The 20,351-nt window shown below is 35.6% G+C and carries 8 protein-coding genes; 4 read left to right on the forward strand and 4 right to left on the reverse strand.

The window, feature by feature from the left end:
- Positions 1-445: 445 nt before the first annotated feature.
- Positions 446-2,476: an excinuclease ABC subunit UvrB gene (gene uvrB / locus P856_RS03740; protein WP_047170282.1), complete on the reverse strand. Its 2,031-nt coding sequence runs from the start codon at positions 2,474-2,476 to the stop codon at positions 446-448.
- A gap of 2,005 nt (positions 2,477-4,481) precedes the next feature.
- Between uvrB and P856_RS03745 the strand changes: the two genes are divergently transcribed.
- From P856_RS03745 to ihfB, 4 genes are all read left to right on the forward strand, one after another.
- Positions 4,482-5,861, forward strand: coding sequence for a 3-phosphoshikimate 1-carboxyvinyltransferase (locus P856_RS03745; protein WP_227028667.1), 1,380 nt, complete (start codon positions 4,482-4,484; stop codon positions 5,859-5,861).
- Entirely contained in the window at positions 5,858-6,517 is a 660-nt protein-coding gene (gene cmk / locus P856_RS03750) for a (d)CMP kinase (protein WP_025300832.1), read from the forward strand. Before P856_RS03745 ends, cmk begins: the two co-directional genes overlap by 4 nt.
- Positions 6,518-6,782: 265 nt before the next feature.
- Entirely contained in the window at positions 6,783-8,489 is a 1,707-nt protein-coding gene (gene rpsA / locus P856_RS03755) for a 30S ribosomal protein S1 (protein WP_025300833.1), read from the forward strand.
- Positions 8,490-8,698: 209 nt separating this feature from the next.
- Complete coding sequence (ihfB, locus tag P856_RS03760; protein WP_025300834.1) at positions 8,699-8,980, forward strand: integration host factor subunit beta; 282 nt, start codon at positions 8,699-8,701, stop codon at positions 8,978-8,980.
- 2,174 nt (positions 8,981-11,154) lie between these two features.
- On the opposite strand, the gene addA is transcribed toward ihfB, so the two are convergent.
- The 3 genes from addA to tsaE all read right to left on the reverse strand — a co-directional run bounded on the left by addA (position 11,155) and on the right by tsaE (position 19,256).
- The gene (addA, locus tag P856_RS03765) at positions 11,155-14,619 is read right to left on the reverse strand and encodes a double-strand break repair helicase AddA (protein ID WP_158380577.1); all 3,465 of its coding nucleotides are present in this window, start codon (positions 14,617-14,619) and stop codon (positions 11,155-11,157) included.
- Between the two features lie 31 nt (positions 14,620-14,650).
- Positions 14,651-17,650, reverse strand: coding sequence for a double-strand break repair protein AddB (gene addB, locus P856_RS03770; RefSeq protein ID WP_025300836.1), 3,000 nt, complete (start codon positions 17,648-17,650; stop codon positions 14,651-14,653).
- A 1,126-nt stretch (positions 17,651-18,776) separates the two neighbouring features.
- Entirely contained in the window at positions 18,777-19,256 is a 480-nt protein-coding gene (gene tsaE / locus P856_RS03775; protein ID WP_025300837.1) for a tRNA (adenosine(37)-N6)-threonylcarbamoyltransferase complex ATPase subunit type 1 TsaE, read from the reverse strand.
- Positions 19,257-20,351 lie beyond the last annotated feature (1,095 nt).

Genomic DNA, 20,351 nt, shown 5'->3' on the forward strand with positions numbered 1-20,351 from the left:
TTGGGTTATGTAAATGGCAATAAACGATACACCATATGTTATTTATCCCCAGTAACAAATTAACTGTTTACGTTATCTGATCCCATCATTGGTTTTTATTGAATGAATATCGATCTAATCGATAGATCTCATGCTTCAGAAAAACCACTAACTTATGATCATTATCCGAAAGTAATTAACTTTAAATTAATTAAATATTTGCTTTAATGAAAAATTAATTAAATAATTGCTTTAATGAATCCAATTTAATACGATAAATTTTAGGTTTATAAACCATTCTTAGACTGTATCGTTCTTCATTACAGTACCCAGCACAGTTGCTATAGCCGATTTTGCTATGCTTAGATGCTCAGATCTTTCTTCTAATAATGCTGTTTGTGTATATTCGTTCTTAATTTTTGGCTATTTCGCTGTACTTTAAAAACTATAGAACAATCAGTATTGGCTATTGTTTTGTGACCGATTGTATTCGATTGATTCTGTCACGTATATGAGCAGCTTTTTCAAATTCTAAATTATCAACAGCTTCCTGCATGCGACTCTTCATCTCTTGAATGATTTGTTGAATTGGTTTATTAACAAACATTTCCTCCTTGTTATTAATTTCGACTAAAGCGCGATCACCTCGCTCGTAGATACTATCTAGAATATCATCAATATTCTTCTTTATACTCTCCGGTGTGATGCCATGCTTGGTGTTGTATTCATTTTGACGACAGCGACGCCGATTAGTTTCGCTAAGAGCATATTTTATACTAGTAGTCATCTTGTCAGCATAAAGAAGTACCCTGCCTTCTACATTTCGTGCAGCACGGCCAATTGTTTGCACTAAAGCTGTTTTAGAGCGTAAATAACCTTCTTTGTCAGCGTCAAATACACAAACTAAAGCACATTCTGGAATGTCAAGCCCTTCGCGCAATAAATTAATACCAACCAAAACATCAAAAATACCTCGTCGTAGATTACGAATAATATCAATACGATCTAGTGCATCTATATCGGAATGAATATACTGTACTTTGATTCCGACCTCTTTCATATATTCAGTAAGTGCTTCAGCCATCTTTTTAGTTAAAACAGTAATCAGCACGCGATGTTTTTTAGCTGCAACATCTTGACATTCGGCTATACAATCATCCACCTGACTTTTAGTCGGACGTATCTCGCATATGGGATCGATTAGACCTGTTGGACGTACTAGCTGTTCAGTAAACAAACCGCCAGTTTGATTCATTTCCCACGAACCTGGCGTAGCAGAAACAAATATTGTTTGTGGCCGCATTTCATTCCATTCTTCGAACCTAAGAGGGCGATTATCCATACAAGAAGGCAAACGAAACCCACACTCGGACAAAGTGTACTTACGCGCGTAATCGCCCTTAAACATGCTACTGATTTGTGGAATAGTAATATGACTCTCGTCAACGATTAATAAAGAATTTTTTGGCAAGTACTCGAATAGTGTTGGTGGTGGATCTCCAGGATTGCGCCCCGAAAGATAGCGAGAGTAATTCTCTATACCAGAGCAAGATCCAGTTGTTTCAATCATTTCGATATCAAAGATAGTACGTTGCTCTAGTCGCTGAGCTTCTAATATTTTGCCCGCTTTGTTCAGTTCATCAAGCCTGATATTCAGCTCTTGTTTAATTAGACGAACTGCTTGTTGTAGCTTTGATTTTTGCGTCACGTAATGCGAGTTAGCAAAAATTTGAATCGAATTGAGGGTAGAGTTTATCTCACCTGTGATAGAGTCTAATTCCTGAATTGACTCTAATTTATCTTCGAAAAAGGATAAACGCCAAGCGCGGTCTTCGAGGTGAGCTGGATGAATTTCCAACCTATCTCCTACTACACGAAATACTCCACGCTTTAATTGACTACGCTTGCGCTTATATTGTAAATCAATTAACTTACGAACTATTGAGGTATAATCAACTTGCTCTCCTACTTTTAAGTTAATAACCATATTTCTATATGTGTCGATTGCACCAATACCATAGATACAAGATACTGAAGAGACAATGATTACATCTTTTCGCTCTAGCAAAGCTCTAGTCGTAGCGTGACGCATACGATCAATTATCTCATTCACTGAAGATTCTTTTTCAATAAATGTATCCGTGCGCGGTATATATGCTTCAGGTTGATAGTAATCATAGTATGATATAAAATACTCCACTGCATTGTTAGGAAAGAAGTTTTTCATTTCTCCATAAAGCTGAGCAGCTAAAGTCTTATTGGGTGCTATAACCATAGTTGATCGCCCTATTGCCTGAATTACATGAGCAATAGTAAAAGTCTTACCTGAACCGGTAACACCAAGTAAAACCTGGTCCATTTTGTTGTTTTTTATGCCGTAAATTAACTCTTTAATTGCTTGTTCCTGATCTCCAGCAGGAGAATATTCAGATACCAAATTAAACAATAGACTTTCGTCTTGGTCGGGAACATTTTCATTAATCTTAGTACTAAACACACTATTCGTAGAACTCACCCCCTAGAAAGAAAATACAGCAAATATTAAAATCCTCTTCAAGTATTATTCTATTTAGATACAAATTATATCTATGTAGATACAAATTATAATGTATATCTGCATAAAACTACTTCTTAGCTTAGCTAAACGTTCAATAGGTACCTAAGATTTAAAAAATTATAAGCAAGATCATTGACCATAAATTAGCTAATCGAATAGTACCTTTAAGGTTTGTATTTACTAAATCTTATAAACTATCACTAAACAGTTGATTTGTTTGTAATATTATCATTATCAAATCTAAAAATATGATTTTTGCCCTTAGCACAGCAATAATATACTTTATCTTTAATTAATTTATTCAATGATCGCCTTATGAAATAATCACCTAATAAAACCTATTTATTGATTTGTATCTATCCAATATGCCGTTCTTCAAACGGTTAAGATGAGATAAATAATCCAATTCAGAATGAAAATGATTCCATTAAAAATCTTATCGCTATCCATTAATTAATTTAATTTTTCGCTTTTTTATGTACAGTTAAGTAACCCTACAGTGCAGCTTAATAAGCTTGTGTGAGATTGTTACTATTAGTGATTCTTTATATACTAAGAAGTTATAAACGCATTGAAATGAAATTAATAAGCTAATTACTGATTAGCTATATAACTAAAATAAGTATTAAGAATATAACTGTTTAATACAATATTCTGTAACACGATTGAAAAAATACTTTAAGAAAGCAAAACTAATCTGCATGGTTAATTAACATCATCTCTATTAGTAATAATAAAGATTTATTTAAAGTTTTTATAGTTTTTCATCGTTTTTCGCCGTATTTTAAAAAAGTACAGAATGACTGGTATTCCTTAAAGTAATCCATAACTGCGCAAAGCAGTTAAAATTTTATAATTAATTGTCTTGACCAGTGGCTATATACTTCTAGCCTATTCAGGTAATATAACGACTTAATACTATAAAATCTTAAATCGCTATTTTATAATTTTGTTAACTTAGTATATAAAGATATGCTAAGAAAGAGAATATTTAGGAGAGTGAAATTAGCATCTATGATTCTTATCCACCCATAGATAATCCGAATTACTTTATTCTTGCTTTATAAGCAAGTGTAACTTAATGTTACAGGTAATTGTTTTGCGCAATTATTTTTTTCGATAGATGCAATAAAAATAAGACTTATTTAAGTAATATTAATCCAAGCAGAAACATTAAACCAACAAATATCTATATTAATAGCAGACAGTTAATGGCAAAATTAGTTAAAATTTTTACTCGCAGCGGCGATGTTTGTTGATTTAAATAATTTTAATACATAAGTTCTACAAATATTAGGCGCTTGATATAACCTAATCGTCTTAGTGTCTGTTTGTAGAAGAATTATATTTGTATACTTTTAGACATGATTAAAATTTAGATGCTTCCTATAAAATTGAATGATCTTGTAGGCCAGCTTGATTGCATCTGCTCTATAAATTAGCTTTGACAAATAAATCAAACCTAAACATTGGCTGATCAATAGACAAAAAGATATTTGCTAAAGCTCTAGAATATAATATTCTAGGAAGTCTGGAATAATTAAAAGATTTAAATTAAGAACATTAACTAAAAGATCAACATTTAACTGTTTACGATTAAATTTGTAATACCATAGTAAATTTAATCTCCTTATATGATATGCTTTAATCTTCTTATTATGATATGCTAGTACTTAAACTATAATAAAAATTAATATAGTTAATATAGTATATAGTTGATACTTTAAATTAAAAACAATATTTTAGATATTTGTGCCATTTGACATGACATACTAAATATTCTTATATTCTTCAGCATTGAGGGTTTTACGAAATGTAAGATAATTTTCTACTAAGCATATATTTATTGTTAATTTTAATATATCATAGTCGGATAATAAACAGCAATTAATTGACATATTGTTTTTTTGTATTACCTAAAAATTTCCTCAATAAATGGAGAAGCATGATTCATTCAGATAATCACTTAACATCATCTGATATGGAACCCTTTGTGTCTAAGCGACTGATTTCATCGCGTTCTCGCTCATTAGCTGGAAGAATAAACGTTCCTGGCGATAATTTGATTTCTCAACTTTCTCTAATTTTAGGAAGCTTATCGATAGGTGAAACCATAATCGAAGGTTTGCTAGAAAGCGATGAGGTGCTTGCAACCGCTAAAGCGATGCAATCCTTCGGTGTTACAGTTGAGCAAATGGACAAAAGTGTTTATTGGAGAGTTGTAGGCCGTGGAGTAGGTGGTTTAGATGAGCCAGCAGATGTGATTCGTTGCGATAATACCAGTTCTATTGTGCAATTGCTGATAGGTGCTGCAGTGGGTCAACCGATAACTACTTTTTTTACTAGTAATGAATCTTTCCAGTATCAATCGCTATCTCAAATCGTGGAGCCCTTGGAAAATATGGGAGTTAAAGTTATTGCACACAAAGAATTTACTCTACCAATTGCGGTAACTGGTCCTGAAACATTGGTACCGATTAGCTATCTCATAACATCTTCTTCTGTTTCAATTAAACCCGCTATCCTTATCGCAAGCATAGCGGCTCCGGGCGAGACTACCTTGATTGAATCAGTAAAAACCTATGATCATACTGAAAACATGCTGCATTATTTTGGCGCTGAAATTAACATAAAAAACACAGAAGCAGGTCGTTGTGTCTCAGTGTTTGGTGAAGCAGAGCTGACTGGACGTCAGATCATAATACCTGCCAATCCTTCCTCAGCCATTTTCCCAGCAGTTGCTGCTTTATTGATAGAAGATTCTGAGGTATTATTGCCTAATGTAAGTATTAATCCGCTACGTTTTTATTTATTCGAGACTTTACAAGAAATGGGGGCTGATATTCAGCTGCTTAACAGGCGTATTAAATGCGGTGAGCCAACCGCTGATTTAGTCGTGCGTCATTCACCGTTAAAGGGTATAGAAGTACCACAAGAGCAAGCTCTATCAATGATCGATGAATATCCTATTTTTATAATTGCTGCCGCTTGCGCTGATGGGGTGACTATTATGCGAGGACTTGTCTCTAGAATGAAAATAAAGGAACGCAACCGGCTAATTGATACTATTGATGATTTGATTGCAGCTGGCGTTCGGATTGAAATAGATGGTGCTGATCTGAAAGTGATAGGGACTAGTAATGGTGTAGCTGGTGGCGCAACGATATCGGTTGATATTGACGATCATATTATCCTAGCTTTTCTCGTACTGGGCATGGTCTCAATAGATGCGATCGTTATCAATGCCGTAACGGGAATTATTAACTCTTTTCCCGGCTTTAGTAAACTCATGAATAAAGCCGGTGCATCAATCATATATCGATGATCATTGCTATTGATGGACCAGCAGGAGCTGGTAAAGGTACTCTTTCGAGATCACTGGCAGCTTATTTAGGATATCCCTATTTAGACACAGGTACACTATATCGAGCAGCTGCTCTCTATCTTATAAAGAATGGTGGTGCTCTTGATGATCCAACAGTTATAAAAGCTACCGTGGAGTCTGTAGCAGTTGATATTATTGATGACGATAATTTACGTACTAGCGAAATAGCGTTAGCTTCTTCTAAGATTGCTAAAATTCCGGCTGTGCGTGAAGCTTTGCTGGAATTTCAGCAAAAATTTGCGCATCGTTCTCCTGGTGCTATTTTAGATGGTCGTGATGTTACTACAGTGATAGCACCGGAAGCTGATGTGAAGTTGTTTGTTACAGCATTGTTAGAGGTGCGCGCTCTTCGCAGACATCAGGAGTTGCTAGACCGAGATCAGGTCAGTATATATGCTAAGGTTTTGGCTGAAATTAAAGCGCGTGACGAGCAAGATAAGCATAGAATTAGTGCTCCAATGCGTAAAGCAGATGATGCAATTGAAATTGATACTTCCGACCTTAAACCGCTGGATGTTTTTCGTATTGCTTTAACTGTTATATCTGAGGTAGCAAAAGGAAAATTTAGTATGCCAAAGCTTTTAATTAATAAATAGCTGGTATAGTTTTTTTTAAAAAAGCTTTATGTTTAGAGAGAGGTTTTATAGAAATTTTCATCTATACTGATAAATTTTCATCTATACTGATATAAGCCAAAATGTCTTATTACTCCGTAATAAGACATTTTAATCTTCTTGGAAAGGAGCGATTTTATACCAAAGATCCAATACTTATGACATTACAATCTTTAGCTATTTTGTTGTGGTACTAAGGTTGTATTTGTTGTTATTTATACGTCTACGTATTTTCTGAGGAGAACTAATGGCAGAGGCCGCTTACGCAGACGAATTTGAATCCATGTTAGAGGAGTCGTTCGGTCATATACCCTCGATTGAGGGAAGTGTAGTTAAAGGTAAAGTAGTTAGTTTGGAGAATGAATATGCACTGATTGATGTGGGGCTTAAATCTGAAGGGCTTGTGGCATTGAAAGAATTCGCTTCTTCTGGCCATGATGTTAAGTTAAACGTTGGTGATGAGGTTGAAGTTTATGTTGAGCGCTTAGAAAACAATAATGGTGAGACAATACTGAGTCGGGACAAGGCACGTCGTGAAGAAGCATGGGCTGCTTTAGAGCGTGCATTTAATAGTAGCGAACGAGTTACAGGTATAATCTTTTCACGCGTCAAAGGCGGTTTTACCGTTGACTTATCTGGCGCTATGGCGTTTTTGCCTGGTAGTCAAGTGGATATACGTCCTGTGCGTGATATTGGCCCGTTAATAGGTACTCCTCAACCATTTCAGATTCTTAAAATGGATCGTCGCCGTGGTAACATTGTAGTCTCCCGTCGTGCTGTTCTTGAAGAGAGTCGTGCAGAGGCAAGAAGTGAATTAGTTGCTTCGCTTAAGGAAGGTATGATTCTTCAAGGAGTGGTTAAAAATATAACCGACTACGGTGCTTTTGTTGACTTAGGCGGTGTTGATGGCCTACTGCATGTGACTGATATTGCTTGGCGTCGTATTAATCATCCTAATGAAGCCCTACAGATCGGTCAAACTGTAAAAGTGCAAGTGATTCGTTTCAATCCAGAAACACAGCGTATTTCTCTAGGTATGAAGCAGCTCGAAGTCGATCCTTGGGAAGATGTTGAAATGCGTTATCTTGTCGGAGCAAAATTTGCTGGCCGTGTCACTAACATCACTGATTACGGTGCTTTCGTTGAACTTCAGCCGGGTATCGAGGGTTTAGTTCATGTATCTGAAATGAGCTGGACCAAGAAGAATTTTCATCCCGGCAAGATTGTTTCAACATCTCAAGAGGTTGAGGTAATGATATTGGATCTTGATCCCCAAAAACGTCGTATCTCTCTTGGTTTAAAACAATGTCTTGGTAATCCCTGGGAAGAATTTATGAATAAATATCCTTCGGGTGCAGAACTTAATGGAGAAGTAAAAAACATTACTGAATTTGGTTTATTTATTGGCCTTCCTGGCGAAATCGATGGCATGGTACATCTTTCTGATATCGATTGGAATACTCCTGGCGAAGAAGCCATCCAAAATTACAATAAGGGTGATATAGTTCGCGCAAAGGTTCTAGATATTGACGTCGAAAAAGAACGTATTTCTCTTGGTATTAAGCAATTAATAGTTGATCCTTTTGAGCTCGGTTCTACTAGTACTCGTAAAGGAGCGGTCCTAACCTGTGTAGTCACTAAGATTGCTGATATTGGCATTGAAGTTAGTTTAGGTAACGGTATGAGCGGCTTCATACGCAAGTCAGATCTATCCCGCGATCGTTTCGAACAGCGCTCTGATCGTTTTGCCGTTGATGAAAAAGTTGATGCTAAGGTGATCAGTATTGATAACAAGACACGTAGGGTTTTGCTATCCATTAAAGCACGCGAAGTTGAAGAGGAGAAAAAAGCTATGCAAGAATATGGGTCATCTGATAGCGGTGCTAGTCTTGGGGATATTTTGGGTGCTGCGTTAAATCAACGCGAAGAAAGTAAAAAGACAAATGATGACTAAAATTGAGTTAAGTAGCTTACAAATTAAGCTAATTGTATTTTGTAACTGGATTATTTTAGTGTTTTTACTACTAAACGGTTATATAACAAATAAATTTTTTAGCAAAAAACTTATATTTACTGCTATTTCTAGTGAGATAAGTTCTATGAAGGTGATAAGATATTAGGTCTGTTTAAGATTTATACGAAACCTAGCAGAGGTTCTAAATTATGACTAAATCTGAATTGATCCTTCGACTCGTTGAAACAAATCCGCATTTGTTTCAACGAGATGTTGAATCTGTGGTTTCCACTGTGTTTGAAAAAATCACAGAAGCGTTGATACGTGGTGACCGTGTTGAATTACGTGGGTTTGGTGCGTTTTCTATTAAGCATCGTGAAGCACGCGTAGGACGTAACCCACGTACAGGTAAATCCGTAAGTGTTGCAAGTAAATGCATACCTTTTTTCAAGACAGGTAAGCTGCTTCGTGAAAAGATAAACATTAGTTGAAGCGATTTTTGAAAGTATGTCTTGTTGTTTTTAGACAACACAGCAAGCACCTTGCTTCGGCAAGGTCATAGATCACTAAAATAGGATATGTTGACTTATTATTATAAGGTATCGCATTTTTTGATATAATCATTATAGAGGATCTGTGATAATAGGCACTAGTTATTAATGAATTTAATATAACTTTATTCCTCCATCTAGCAATGATATTACTAAACTCAGAATAGTCGAATAAGTGAGAATTAATTACTAAAATTATTTGATGGATAATAGCTTAACACTAACTGGTTTATATATATCTTTCAATATATATTACTATATTCCCAAATAGCATATGCTTAAATTGTCTAACATACAATAGTAGAATTACTAAGAATTAGTATTTGTGTATTGATTAGCTATCAATTAAAGCACAACTACTAATTCAGCAATAGATCAACAGCTGGATGAAATATTTTAAGATTTACCCTTGGCTTAAAAGAGGTAAGTCAAGTTTATCTGATAAATACAGAATTTTTTGGATGCTTTTAGCTTTGATAAGCTAAAATTAATATCACAAAGCAATTTATTGCAGTCAAATTGCCAAGTTATATGACAATAAGTTAATTCATTGAAACAATTTTTATGCACAATTGTTTCAAACAATATTACTGCTTGTCTCTTTTGTAATAGATAATTAACAAAGTGACAGGTTACGATTTTAAAGTACTAAAAGCTCGCAATGTGCGTCTGGGTTCTATGTTTCTTAAATGCAGCTGTGAAAGCAAATAAATTTGATGAATGCAATATTACCTCTAAAAAGAAAAATATTTACCAGAATAGCAGTTTCCTTTATAGTACTTGCCGCAAACATACTAAAACAACTATTATCTGATAGATCTAAATTTATCACAATACGGCAATCCTCATTTATTGTTGCAGTAAAGAAGCAATAAGTTAGAAAGATTCATAAGATAGTTCATGGCACACGTTTATATTAAGATACTAATGTTATTAAAATATACCAAAGTGCAAATTAATAATCCCAAACTAAGGTATATTCGCTGCAGTATATGAAGTTTGAAATCGATAATACGCGATAACATAAGTAAAAATTACTTATAGTACAATGTGCTATTTTCATATCGTTTGTTCTTCGCTGATATTAGACTATAATGCTCTGTGACTATCTTAATAGTGAAAAATTGTGAATCCTTATATCACTAGTTAACCATTTTCTCGTAAAATTATTAGTAGCAATATACAACGAATAGAAATTAATACAGTAAAAGTACATAAAAATAAAAATTTTATTGTATAATTTTATCTTTAATTATTTAGATGCGCATATGCAAAATTCGCTGATTGTTGTTAGAACTATTTTATTAACAATATAGGTAAAATATTAGTCTTAATTGGATTAAGCTTATTAAAGCTTACCATTTATTTCGCAAATAACTATAAGATTGATAATTATTAAACGCATCAATATGCTAACAATTCTATTGAGTATATAACCAAATCCTTCGCTCCCGACTTCTGCTACGATAAAAAAAGATATCATCTAATATAAATCAAATATATTAAAGTAGAGAACAACACTATAGATTTAATCGCTTATCGAATATTTAGTTAAAGGATAAATCAAAATGCGATGACGCCTTAAAAAAAAGAAGTAATAGCTATCGCTCCTCGACTGACAATTATTTTTCAAGATTTAGTATTTTACAAAAATCAATCTAATAATTTTTTTATTATTGCTTATGAGCATAACATAATAAAATTGTATCTTACTTTTACATATAGAAAAGTAATTTTGTGAGAAAAATTATTTAAACATTTCAATACAGGCCTCTAAAATAAACTAATTTCTTTTTTTTGTTATATGCCAGATCACATAATCTTTTCACATTATAAAATATAGATTTGTTCTATGCTATATAGCAAGTTTTACACTAGAAATACTAAGTACCAGTTATTACCTTTTTAAAGTAAAGACGTAATAATTAACGATATCAATAATACTAGAGTAACAAACTTAGCAATGTTTCTTAGTCCTTAGACTAAAATTGTACAAGAGCATTTTTAATAGATTGCAAGATTAGTAGAATAAAAAATTAAAGATAATTAAGATATTTAATAATCAATAAATGTTGCTTTCTGCCGAAAAAGAGAATAGAAGTTAGCAATTATGATTATATTACATCATAATTGCTTTGAAGACAATCATCAGGTATGGGCATTAGATAAGGCCTACTTGTCCAAAGAAATGCGCAACGTACTAACCGACCAGGATATAAAGAAGATACTAATGTTCTATAGGCTGCCATCTGCTGCAAGTATGATTCTTCTACAGAATTAATAGACATTGGTGGCAATCGATTACTTTTGTAATCAACAATAAGTATACATTCTTCGCATACGACTAGCCGATCAATTACGCCAGAAATGGTTTGCAAACCATTTGGTCCATTTACTTGTCCAATAATTGGCACTTCTGCTCGAGAATTAAAAGCAAACACGGGAGCAAATTCTGGATGATTAAGAACCAATAATACTTCTTCCAACCAATCATCCATTTTATTACCATTAGTATCGATATGTTTGCCAATTAAAGCAAGACCTGCTGCACGACGATATTGGGGCTCTAAATCAGGAAGCAATTGAAGCAAGCGGTGTAATAATACACCTCGCTTGAGGTGATCTGATCCATTCTTGTGTAAAGGTGAATTAACAATATTATTATTAACCAAAGCATGAGATGGAGCAACAGAACGCAACCTAACTGTTTTGCCTGGAGCAATTACACTAACACGCGCCCAAGAAGGTAATAATTTAGGATAATGATATGGATTAACTACACTCGATTGAGATATATTTGATTTCTCTCCGGAAATGAATATTAAGCTACCGTCTTCTTTCTGCTCAGAAATGGAACGCATAGCCCAACAAACTTGGCCAAACCAACTTTTTTCAATTTTATCGTACTTTCCCTTCGAACCGTAGAAGATCAGCCAATCTTCAGCTCGAGTCATCGCGACATAGAGCAAGCGATAGTATTCTGCTTCCATTAGCGCTTGTGTCCTTGCACGCGCAGCAAAAGAAACACTATCGGCGCTAGAATTAGATGACAGCCATAGTGGCATATCTATGCCACTATGGTGCCAAATTATGCTGTTGCGTAACTGTGGTAGACGAACTGTATCTGGCAATATAACAATTGGAGCCTGAAGACCCTTAGCGCCATGAACGGTCATTACTCGCACCTGATTAACTTCGGCACTATTTAATTGGCGTTTTACTTCATATTGACTAGTCGTAATCATATGCAGAAAGTTTTGTAAAGATGGTGGGTTATCCTGTTCGTCATCTAAAGCATGACCCAAAAATTCATCAATCGCATCATTACACTCAACTCCGTATCGAGAGATTAAGCGCTCACGAATACCTTCAGTTGACAAAAGTTGCTGATAAAAATCATGAGGTTGCAGGTGCTTTGCCATAATCGACCAACTAGCAAGTTTTTTAGCTGCCTGATCAAAAACGATATTTTTATTTGCTACACGCCACAGCTCTGCCCATAAGCGCTTCTCTTGGCGTCCATAAGCAAGATCCAGCAAATCCTCTTCTTTCAGCCCTATAAGCGGACCTTTCAGAACACAAGCTAGAGTCAAATCATCATCAGGTAGCAACATTAGCTCACCCAAAGCTATTAAATCACGTACCGCCATATGCTCAGTTAACACCATGCGATCAACACCCCCCACTGGGATCCCAGTAAACTTAAAAGCACGAACTAATTCCGTCATAAAAGTACCTCGTCGACGAACTAGTATCATGATATCACCTGGACGAATAGGGCGGTTTTTTGCTTCTAATAACTCTCCCGAATTGAGCCAATTAGCGATGCGTTGAACAATAATCTGAGTTAAGCGCTTAACAGCATTATCTTCCGTAAGAGTAATGGATGATAATGGTGACCAGCAATTAGGTTTTTCCTTTTCTGTTGCTTCAATCAATGGCCAAATCTCAACTCTTCCTACCTGCCCAATACGACTAGTTTGATGCGTGATCTTAGTCTTAACACCAGCAACGACATCTTCTACTCCATGATTTATGTTATCACAGCCAAAAACGGCATCTACTGCCTTTAGTACAGAAGCTGTAGAACGAAATGATATATTCATTTCCACATCACGAAAAGCCTTATTGACTGTTTTTGCTCGTTCAGCTAAATATGATCTTGCATTCCTAAACTCCACTGGATCAGCGCCCTGAAAGCTATATATCGACTGCTTCGCATCCCCTACTACAAATATGGTACTCAAGCGCTCAGACTTTTTATCTATTACACTATTCTCTCCACTAAGAAATACCTCATCTGCCAACGCACGCACTATTTCCCATTGTGCTGAACTAGTGTCTTGAGCTTCATCAATTAATATATGTTCCAAATGGTTATCTAACTTAAATAGGGTCCAAGCAGCTTCTCCCTGAATAGTAAGTAAACGACGTAAATGTTCTACTAAATCCTCAAAATCAAGCAATCCGGAACGCGATTTAGCGGTCTCATAAGCAGTAATTACAGCAACAGATAAATGAATCAATGCAGCTGATCGTAAAGCTGTGTCTAGCGCCTTACGCATCTCCTCAACTGCTAAAATACGTTTTGCTTCAATGGCTAGATTATCGACTAGATTAGGTGTTTTATTCTGAATTTTTTTAGTGGCAAATCTGGACAGGATACTACCATCGTGTGTCAGAAAAGTTTGCTTATAATCATCCCAACCCAATGCCCTTGCATTGGTATTCGGTAGAGCAAGCCAAGCGAATAGTGTATTCGCACGCTTAATATCAGTTTTACTTCCGCCCGCTAAAGCTCGTGCAGAATCATACAAGGCCTTGCGCACAAAGGCGTTGTCTTTGCTGGCATTTCGCCGAATACTTAAGTCAGTATCCGCCGGATTAGTTCCGAGGGTATGATGTAAATTAGCGATGATTGCTTCGATACCACCTACTGCCTCTAATGAATGCATTAACCGTACACGCTGAAGCAGCATAGTCTTTAACAGATCACTTACAGTCTGCTCAGTAGCTCGCTCGGCTATTATAGCTAAAGCTCTGGCTAAATCACTATCAGTTCCACTACACGCTATTTCCAGTACCAAGCGCTGTGCATCATCCAGCATAGATGCTGCCGTTCGATCGTTGGCAAGATGAAAATCTGGTGTTACACCAGACTCTAGTGGAAAGCGAAGTAACAAAGAATGAGCGAATGCGTGTATTGTTTTAATATTTAAACCACCAGGTGTGTCTAGCACCTTGGCAAACAAACGCCTTGCTTTATCTATACGATCCTGGGAAGCTGTTTGGTTATCCAACCCCTCCAATTCTGTCCTTAAAGCATCAGTGCTAATTGATGTCCATTTAGAAAGGATTCGCAATAAGCGTGTAGATATTTCTGTCGCAGCAGCCGTACTAAATGTCAAACAAAGCAAACCCTGCGGTTCGCAACCGAGCAACAAAAGTTTTAGCAACCGATCGATTAATACTTTGGTTTTACCAGAGCCAGCCGAAGCAGCTACCCAAACAGAAGTAGATGGGTCAGTAGCTTCTTGCTGATTACGAAGAGCTTTTTTAACTATGCTAAAAGAATCCAAAGGCAATCATCTTTAATCGTTGTCCATGATACTACCAATCACCAACACGCGCTAAATGTTCATAATCCCTAAAGCGTAAATTGTAATGCGAATGAGGAGCAGGACAATAAGGAGTCTTTTCCTCATCAAAGGTAGCAATCAATGACTCTAAACCACTACGCGCTTCACTAATCAAACTAGGTACAATCTTGTCCACAAGATCGATTTTACCAGATTGATTGCCCAATCCAACTCTCCAGTACTCCAATGAAGAAATATCTGCAGCTAAAATATCAGAGAATCCTCCGGCGAGTAAGATCATGGCCTCCAAAGGAAGTTGCGATGCCCAACCAGTCTTCAAATCGCTTAATGTTGGGTTTAATCCACTCTTATAATCAACAATTGAATAGCTACCATCCTTGCGCTTATCAATACGATCAGCAGTACCAAAAAGTTCGAAAAGTCCACCTGGAGCAGGTACAGCAATGGTACCCTTAAGCTCAATAGCGGAATAATTAAGCGACTTTCTTCGCTCCCGTTCAACTTTTACGAACCAGCTTGCTACTCGCTTAAAACATGGCCACCAAAAAGCCCAGACACTAAGCCTATTTGCATAAGCAGCAAAACTGCGCTTGCCGTATGCAATTAAAATTTTATTTGCTTGAGGTGGCAAAGTGCGAGGATAATCGCGCACAAAATCACCTAAAGCCGCATGAATGGCCTTGCCGTACTCAGCAGCTCCAAGCTTCATATCAAGCGGATCCAGCTTACGCAAATTTAAAATATAACGAGCATAAATAGAATACGGATCGCGTAACCAAGTATTAATTTGAGTTATAGGCAAACGGCGCGGCCGTTGACTCAAGCGCGGTCGAGGCTCTGGTCGGCGCCCAGGATCAAAAACTTTAGGCATGTCAAGCAAATTATAGCCGTAAGATGGTAATTTTTGCCAAAATGTTAATTTTTCCTCGCTATTTAGCACACGAGCAACAGTATCAAGACGTAACAGCCAGCGCGAAGGAATAGTAGGATTGCCGCTATTTCTTTGAGAACGAGTAAGAAATATCTCTTGACTTCCCATAGCCATAGCTATATCATGAGCCGTTTTACCAATACTCAAATTAAGATCCGGCAAACCAAAATTTCGACGCATGAGACGGCTTATCCATGGGTCTGATTCTGGCTTTGACGGACAATTACCTTCGTTGAGCCCGCCCAAAATCAGTCGATCAAAGGTCTGCAGCCTAGCCTCTGGTAAGCCTAAAATATGCAATCTTGCATTCATATTATAGTAGTGCTTAACAACTCGTTTTTCTAGCAACGCATTAAATAATCCTGGCCAATCCTTCCCAGCAATCGGATAAACATTAGCAGCAGCTGCGATAAATTCTCTAAACAGTTGAGCTATAACCGCGCCATCCTCCCCAGCCCATAATCGTAAACTCCCATGAGCATCATGGGATGTTGCAAACATCTCCGCTGTACGCAAATGCACATTCATAATATCAATTAGTAATATCGCAGGACGGGATAAAGCGATTTCAAGTGGTCCAAGCGCCTTAGCCAACCACTGACAAAAATAAAGCAACAAATCAGCAGCAGCCTGATTAATCGTTCTTGATGGAATTATCGCCTCAATCGCTTTTAATAATCCAGCCAATCCAGCTGGAGGACGAGGCCCACGCAAGACTTCGCGATCAATGAGTCTAACTATCCACTCTAAGCGTTCTGGCGTTAGCCCACAATTACTTAACTGGTGTTTAAGTAGCGATAACAAAGCTACTGGAGCACAATCTATTGCTGCTCGAACCACGAGGCGCATAAATATTGCTGGTACGCTATTAGACAATAGAAAACCACCGCAATCTTTAATTGCTATTTTTTCATTATCTTCCTGGTTGATTTGCCAACGATCTAGTTCATTCGAAACTCGACGAGCAAGATCACGATCATTAGTAACAAGTGCAGCATTCTTGTCAGGCTGCTCCAGCACTTCTCGCATAAGTAATGCGATGATCTCAGCCTCTTCGCGCGAAGAAGATACATCTATTTTAATAATTTTCTCAAAATCAACTGGCTTAGGTGCTGCAACAGCAGTAAAAAGACTACACCAAACGTCAGTAGTAACAGCAGGTCGCATAATCTCATGGATTAACCGATCACGTCCGGTAATACTAAGCGAAGATGTCCAGTACTGGACATTAGCACGAGTAATACCTAGTGCGTTTATAAGTTTATTCATACCATGCTGTGGATGGGATGGGTCATTGGCAATGGCACTCCAGGTCAATTGATCACTATAAATATCCAAACCAGGTAGTACAATTGCACCGTTAGGCAAAGTTAATACAGCTTTCATTAATTCGGCAGTAGCAGGAATTAAATCGGTAAATCCAGCTAGGATAACCAAACTTCTAGGTTTTTTAGCAAGCAGGTGCGCAGCTTTAGCTCTTATTAAAGCACCTCGTCGAACCATTGGATCAATCGCTGATAATGCCTTCAACCGTGTATACCAACCTTCCACCACAACTGTTAGCAATGCAAGAGTCTTATCCCAAGAGCCGGCATACAAATTTGGAACAAGGTCCTTTAGCGAGGCAAAGCATAATTCATGCGTTTGTATTTCGTCGATCAGGTTAGCTAACTTTGTGGCTAGAAGATAAGCTTGTTCTGGAGTATGCGAAACATCACTACTAACATATGTATCAAAAAAACCTATTATTAGACGCATCAATTCTAAATTACGCTGCAAGTTAGGTACTGCTGGAAGTATTTCTAGAGCGTAAACTTCATCACTTTTAGGGATTACCTCGCAATTCGATAAATATTCCTGTTCATCTGCTATAGTAGATAATTTTGGCAGCAATACTGCAGGAGTTGGTACTAAACGCAAGAAGGCTTTCGCAGTTGCACGTACTGCGATACGACTCGGTAGCACTACCTGTACATCGGTTAACTCAATAAGATTGCCATTAACCCTTTCCCATATCCCTGCTACCAAACAATCCAAAAATGGTGCGGTGATGGGGATGCTATACAATCCGCCAGTCATATAATATTTAATATTAGTTTAATAAAGAAAATTATTCTAACAGAATTAGCAAAACAAAACATTAAGTGAAGCATCAGAAATTAATTAGTACATTGCTTTAAAATTCCTAAAATATTCATCATATTACTGTAGTATAATAATGAGCATTAATTAATATGCATAAAAATTATGTGTAATGAATCTTTAAAATCATTACATCTAAATAATTAAGATTAACAAGAATAGATACTGCTATTCTGAACTATTAAAAATAATATTATCTTAAAAAATTATTTTATCATAAGTTGATTACAACAAAACAACAAGATAAATTTCTAATTTTTCTATTATTGTGTTTAGCAACCCACACAACGCATTATACTAATCTAGCTGCAAAGTAAGTTATTTTAGATTAGTCAAAAAAAATAACTTACTAATATAATTAGGTTATTTTGAGTTATTTTGATCAATATATAATTTTCCGATAACTTATAATCATACAAAGATTCGGTTACAAATCTTTGTATGATTTGACAAAAAAATAAATTTAATTAGACTTTTATTTTTATTTATTAATTAATGTTACTATAAGAGTATATTTAAAGTTTAGGAAATTTATTACTGCTTCTTCAAAGTTCTTTTATTAATGCAGAACCAAATAGTTAATCAATTTCTTGCTAATCCAACCTCTAACAGCTCTGTTATAGATTGCTATATGCAAATAGGTATATAATAATTAAATTATACTATGACAACTTTTAGCTACAAACCAATATATCTACTATTAAGCAATATTTCCCTAATCACTAATTAGCTTAAACTTTACTAGTATTTTAGAACTCTATGTTACTTCATGTTTACTTGATTAAAATTAGTAAAGCAGTAGCAGCCAAAATAGTGCAAGGTCATTTGCGGGTAACAAAATAATTTAATTAAGGTCAATAATATCTAATAAATTACCTAGACTTCACTTTTAAACTATAAGCTCGACAATATTAAGCGATACATCAAGTAAAACTGTACTCGCTAGTGTAAGTTATTTAAACAGTGCATTTGAAGTAATGATAAATGATATATACAAGCAACCTTACTAATAATCCCATATTAAAGCTCTTTGTATGATTAGTCTAGCAAGATAGCTTATTATTTAAAAGTCTAAGAACAGTTTGTTAAGGTCACTAAAATGATTAATCCAAGTACCGTATGGAATTAAATTCGCAATACGCCATTCGCAGCTGTCGCAGACTTCAAGAGTCAATTCAAGCCGATTAAACGGTATATGCATACCCAGCTGATCTGGCCATTCCACAAGAACAATGGACTCATCGAATGCTTCTTCCAATCCCAGCCCGTCAATTTGACCTGGATTACTCAGATAATATAAATCGCAATGACAAACAGTTCCGCGTGTAGATTCGTAGAATTGCACCATAGTAAAACTAGGACTAGGCACTTCTGCATTTGGTTCATTTAGCCAGGCACGTACGAAAGCACGAGAGAGCTCAGTTTTTCCAGCACCCAACGATCCTTTCAATAAAATTGCCATGCCAATTGTAGCTCGTTTAGCAAGAAAAGAAGCAAGATTCTGTGTAGCATTTAGATTATCCAACAAAACGTATTTCAGCAATCTGTACGCTCCTAAACTTCTATATTGATATTTTCAGATTATACGCTAGCAACAGCAGCAGGAGTAAGTAGTAGTAATTTTAATTAACTTTACGACTTTATTCTCTACTATATTCAACAGTCCACGATTTAATCGTGCAGAAAAATTATACTACAATTTACATAGTAAGCAAAAATCAATAACAGCTTTCAATCACTTACCCAGCTAATTTTGCTTTTCGCACAAACTGTTTAAAATACTGATATTACGCTCTATAAAGCCACTTATTCACCACATTGGTCAATAACAATATCAAACTTTCTACACCCGAATCAACTAATACATAAAAAACATAGCCTGCTACCATGATTCCAAAAGTCATTCAATATTCATAAAACAAAAAAATCAATATCGTAAGTATCAAACTTAATTAGATACTAACCTAAGTAAATTAGATATTGAGAATAATTAGAAATTAAAAATTGATGTTCTACGCCCAATCCCATTCCCTAAAATATTTTGTATATTTTAATGCAAATAATCAATACATTAGATTGATAATAAAATACAATAGCCAAGCCGTATACCTCTTAAACACAACTGTTTGTAAACAATACAATAGTACAGCTTAACTAATTATTTGTCGTTAAGCTACAGCTAGGATTAGACGGCGAATGATTTTCGGTTTATTTTGTAAAGCTTCTATCCTAATAAACACATAATATTGAATTTTACTACATAAACATATTAAAAGCGCGTAAATGAAATAGAAAAGCACTGCTTATACTATGTTAAACATCATAATTACTTTTACATCTGTAAATTTTTAAAAAGAGAGCAAAGCATTTTAATACCAATTCAAGTTTTTAGTTATAATCTTTTATTATTATACAAAGCTAATAAGAATTATTCACAACCTCACAATCTAAATTAAGTGAGATAACAAACGTAAAATCAATACCAAGAATATTGCAAGAAATTAATCTTTCATTAATTTAGCGTAAAAATAAAGTTACATATATTTAAATTAATATTAAGCTTGCGTAGTATATGCTAGGCTAGCACGGTGCAACTGCTCGGTATGATAATCAAATACCTTTTCTTTGGCCAATGAAC

Source organism: Candidatus Endolissoclinum faulkneri L5 (assembly GCF_000510265.1).
Classification (GTDB): Bacteria; Pseudomonadota; Alphaproteobacteria; order Thalassobaculales; family Thalassobaculaceae; genus Thalassobaculum; species Thalassobaculum faulkneri_A.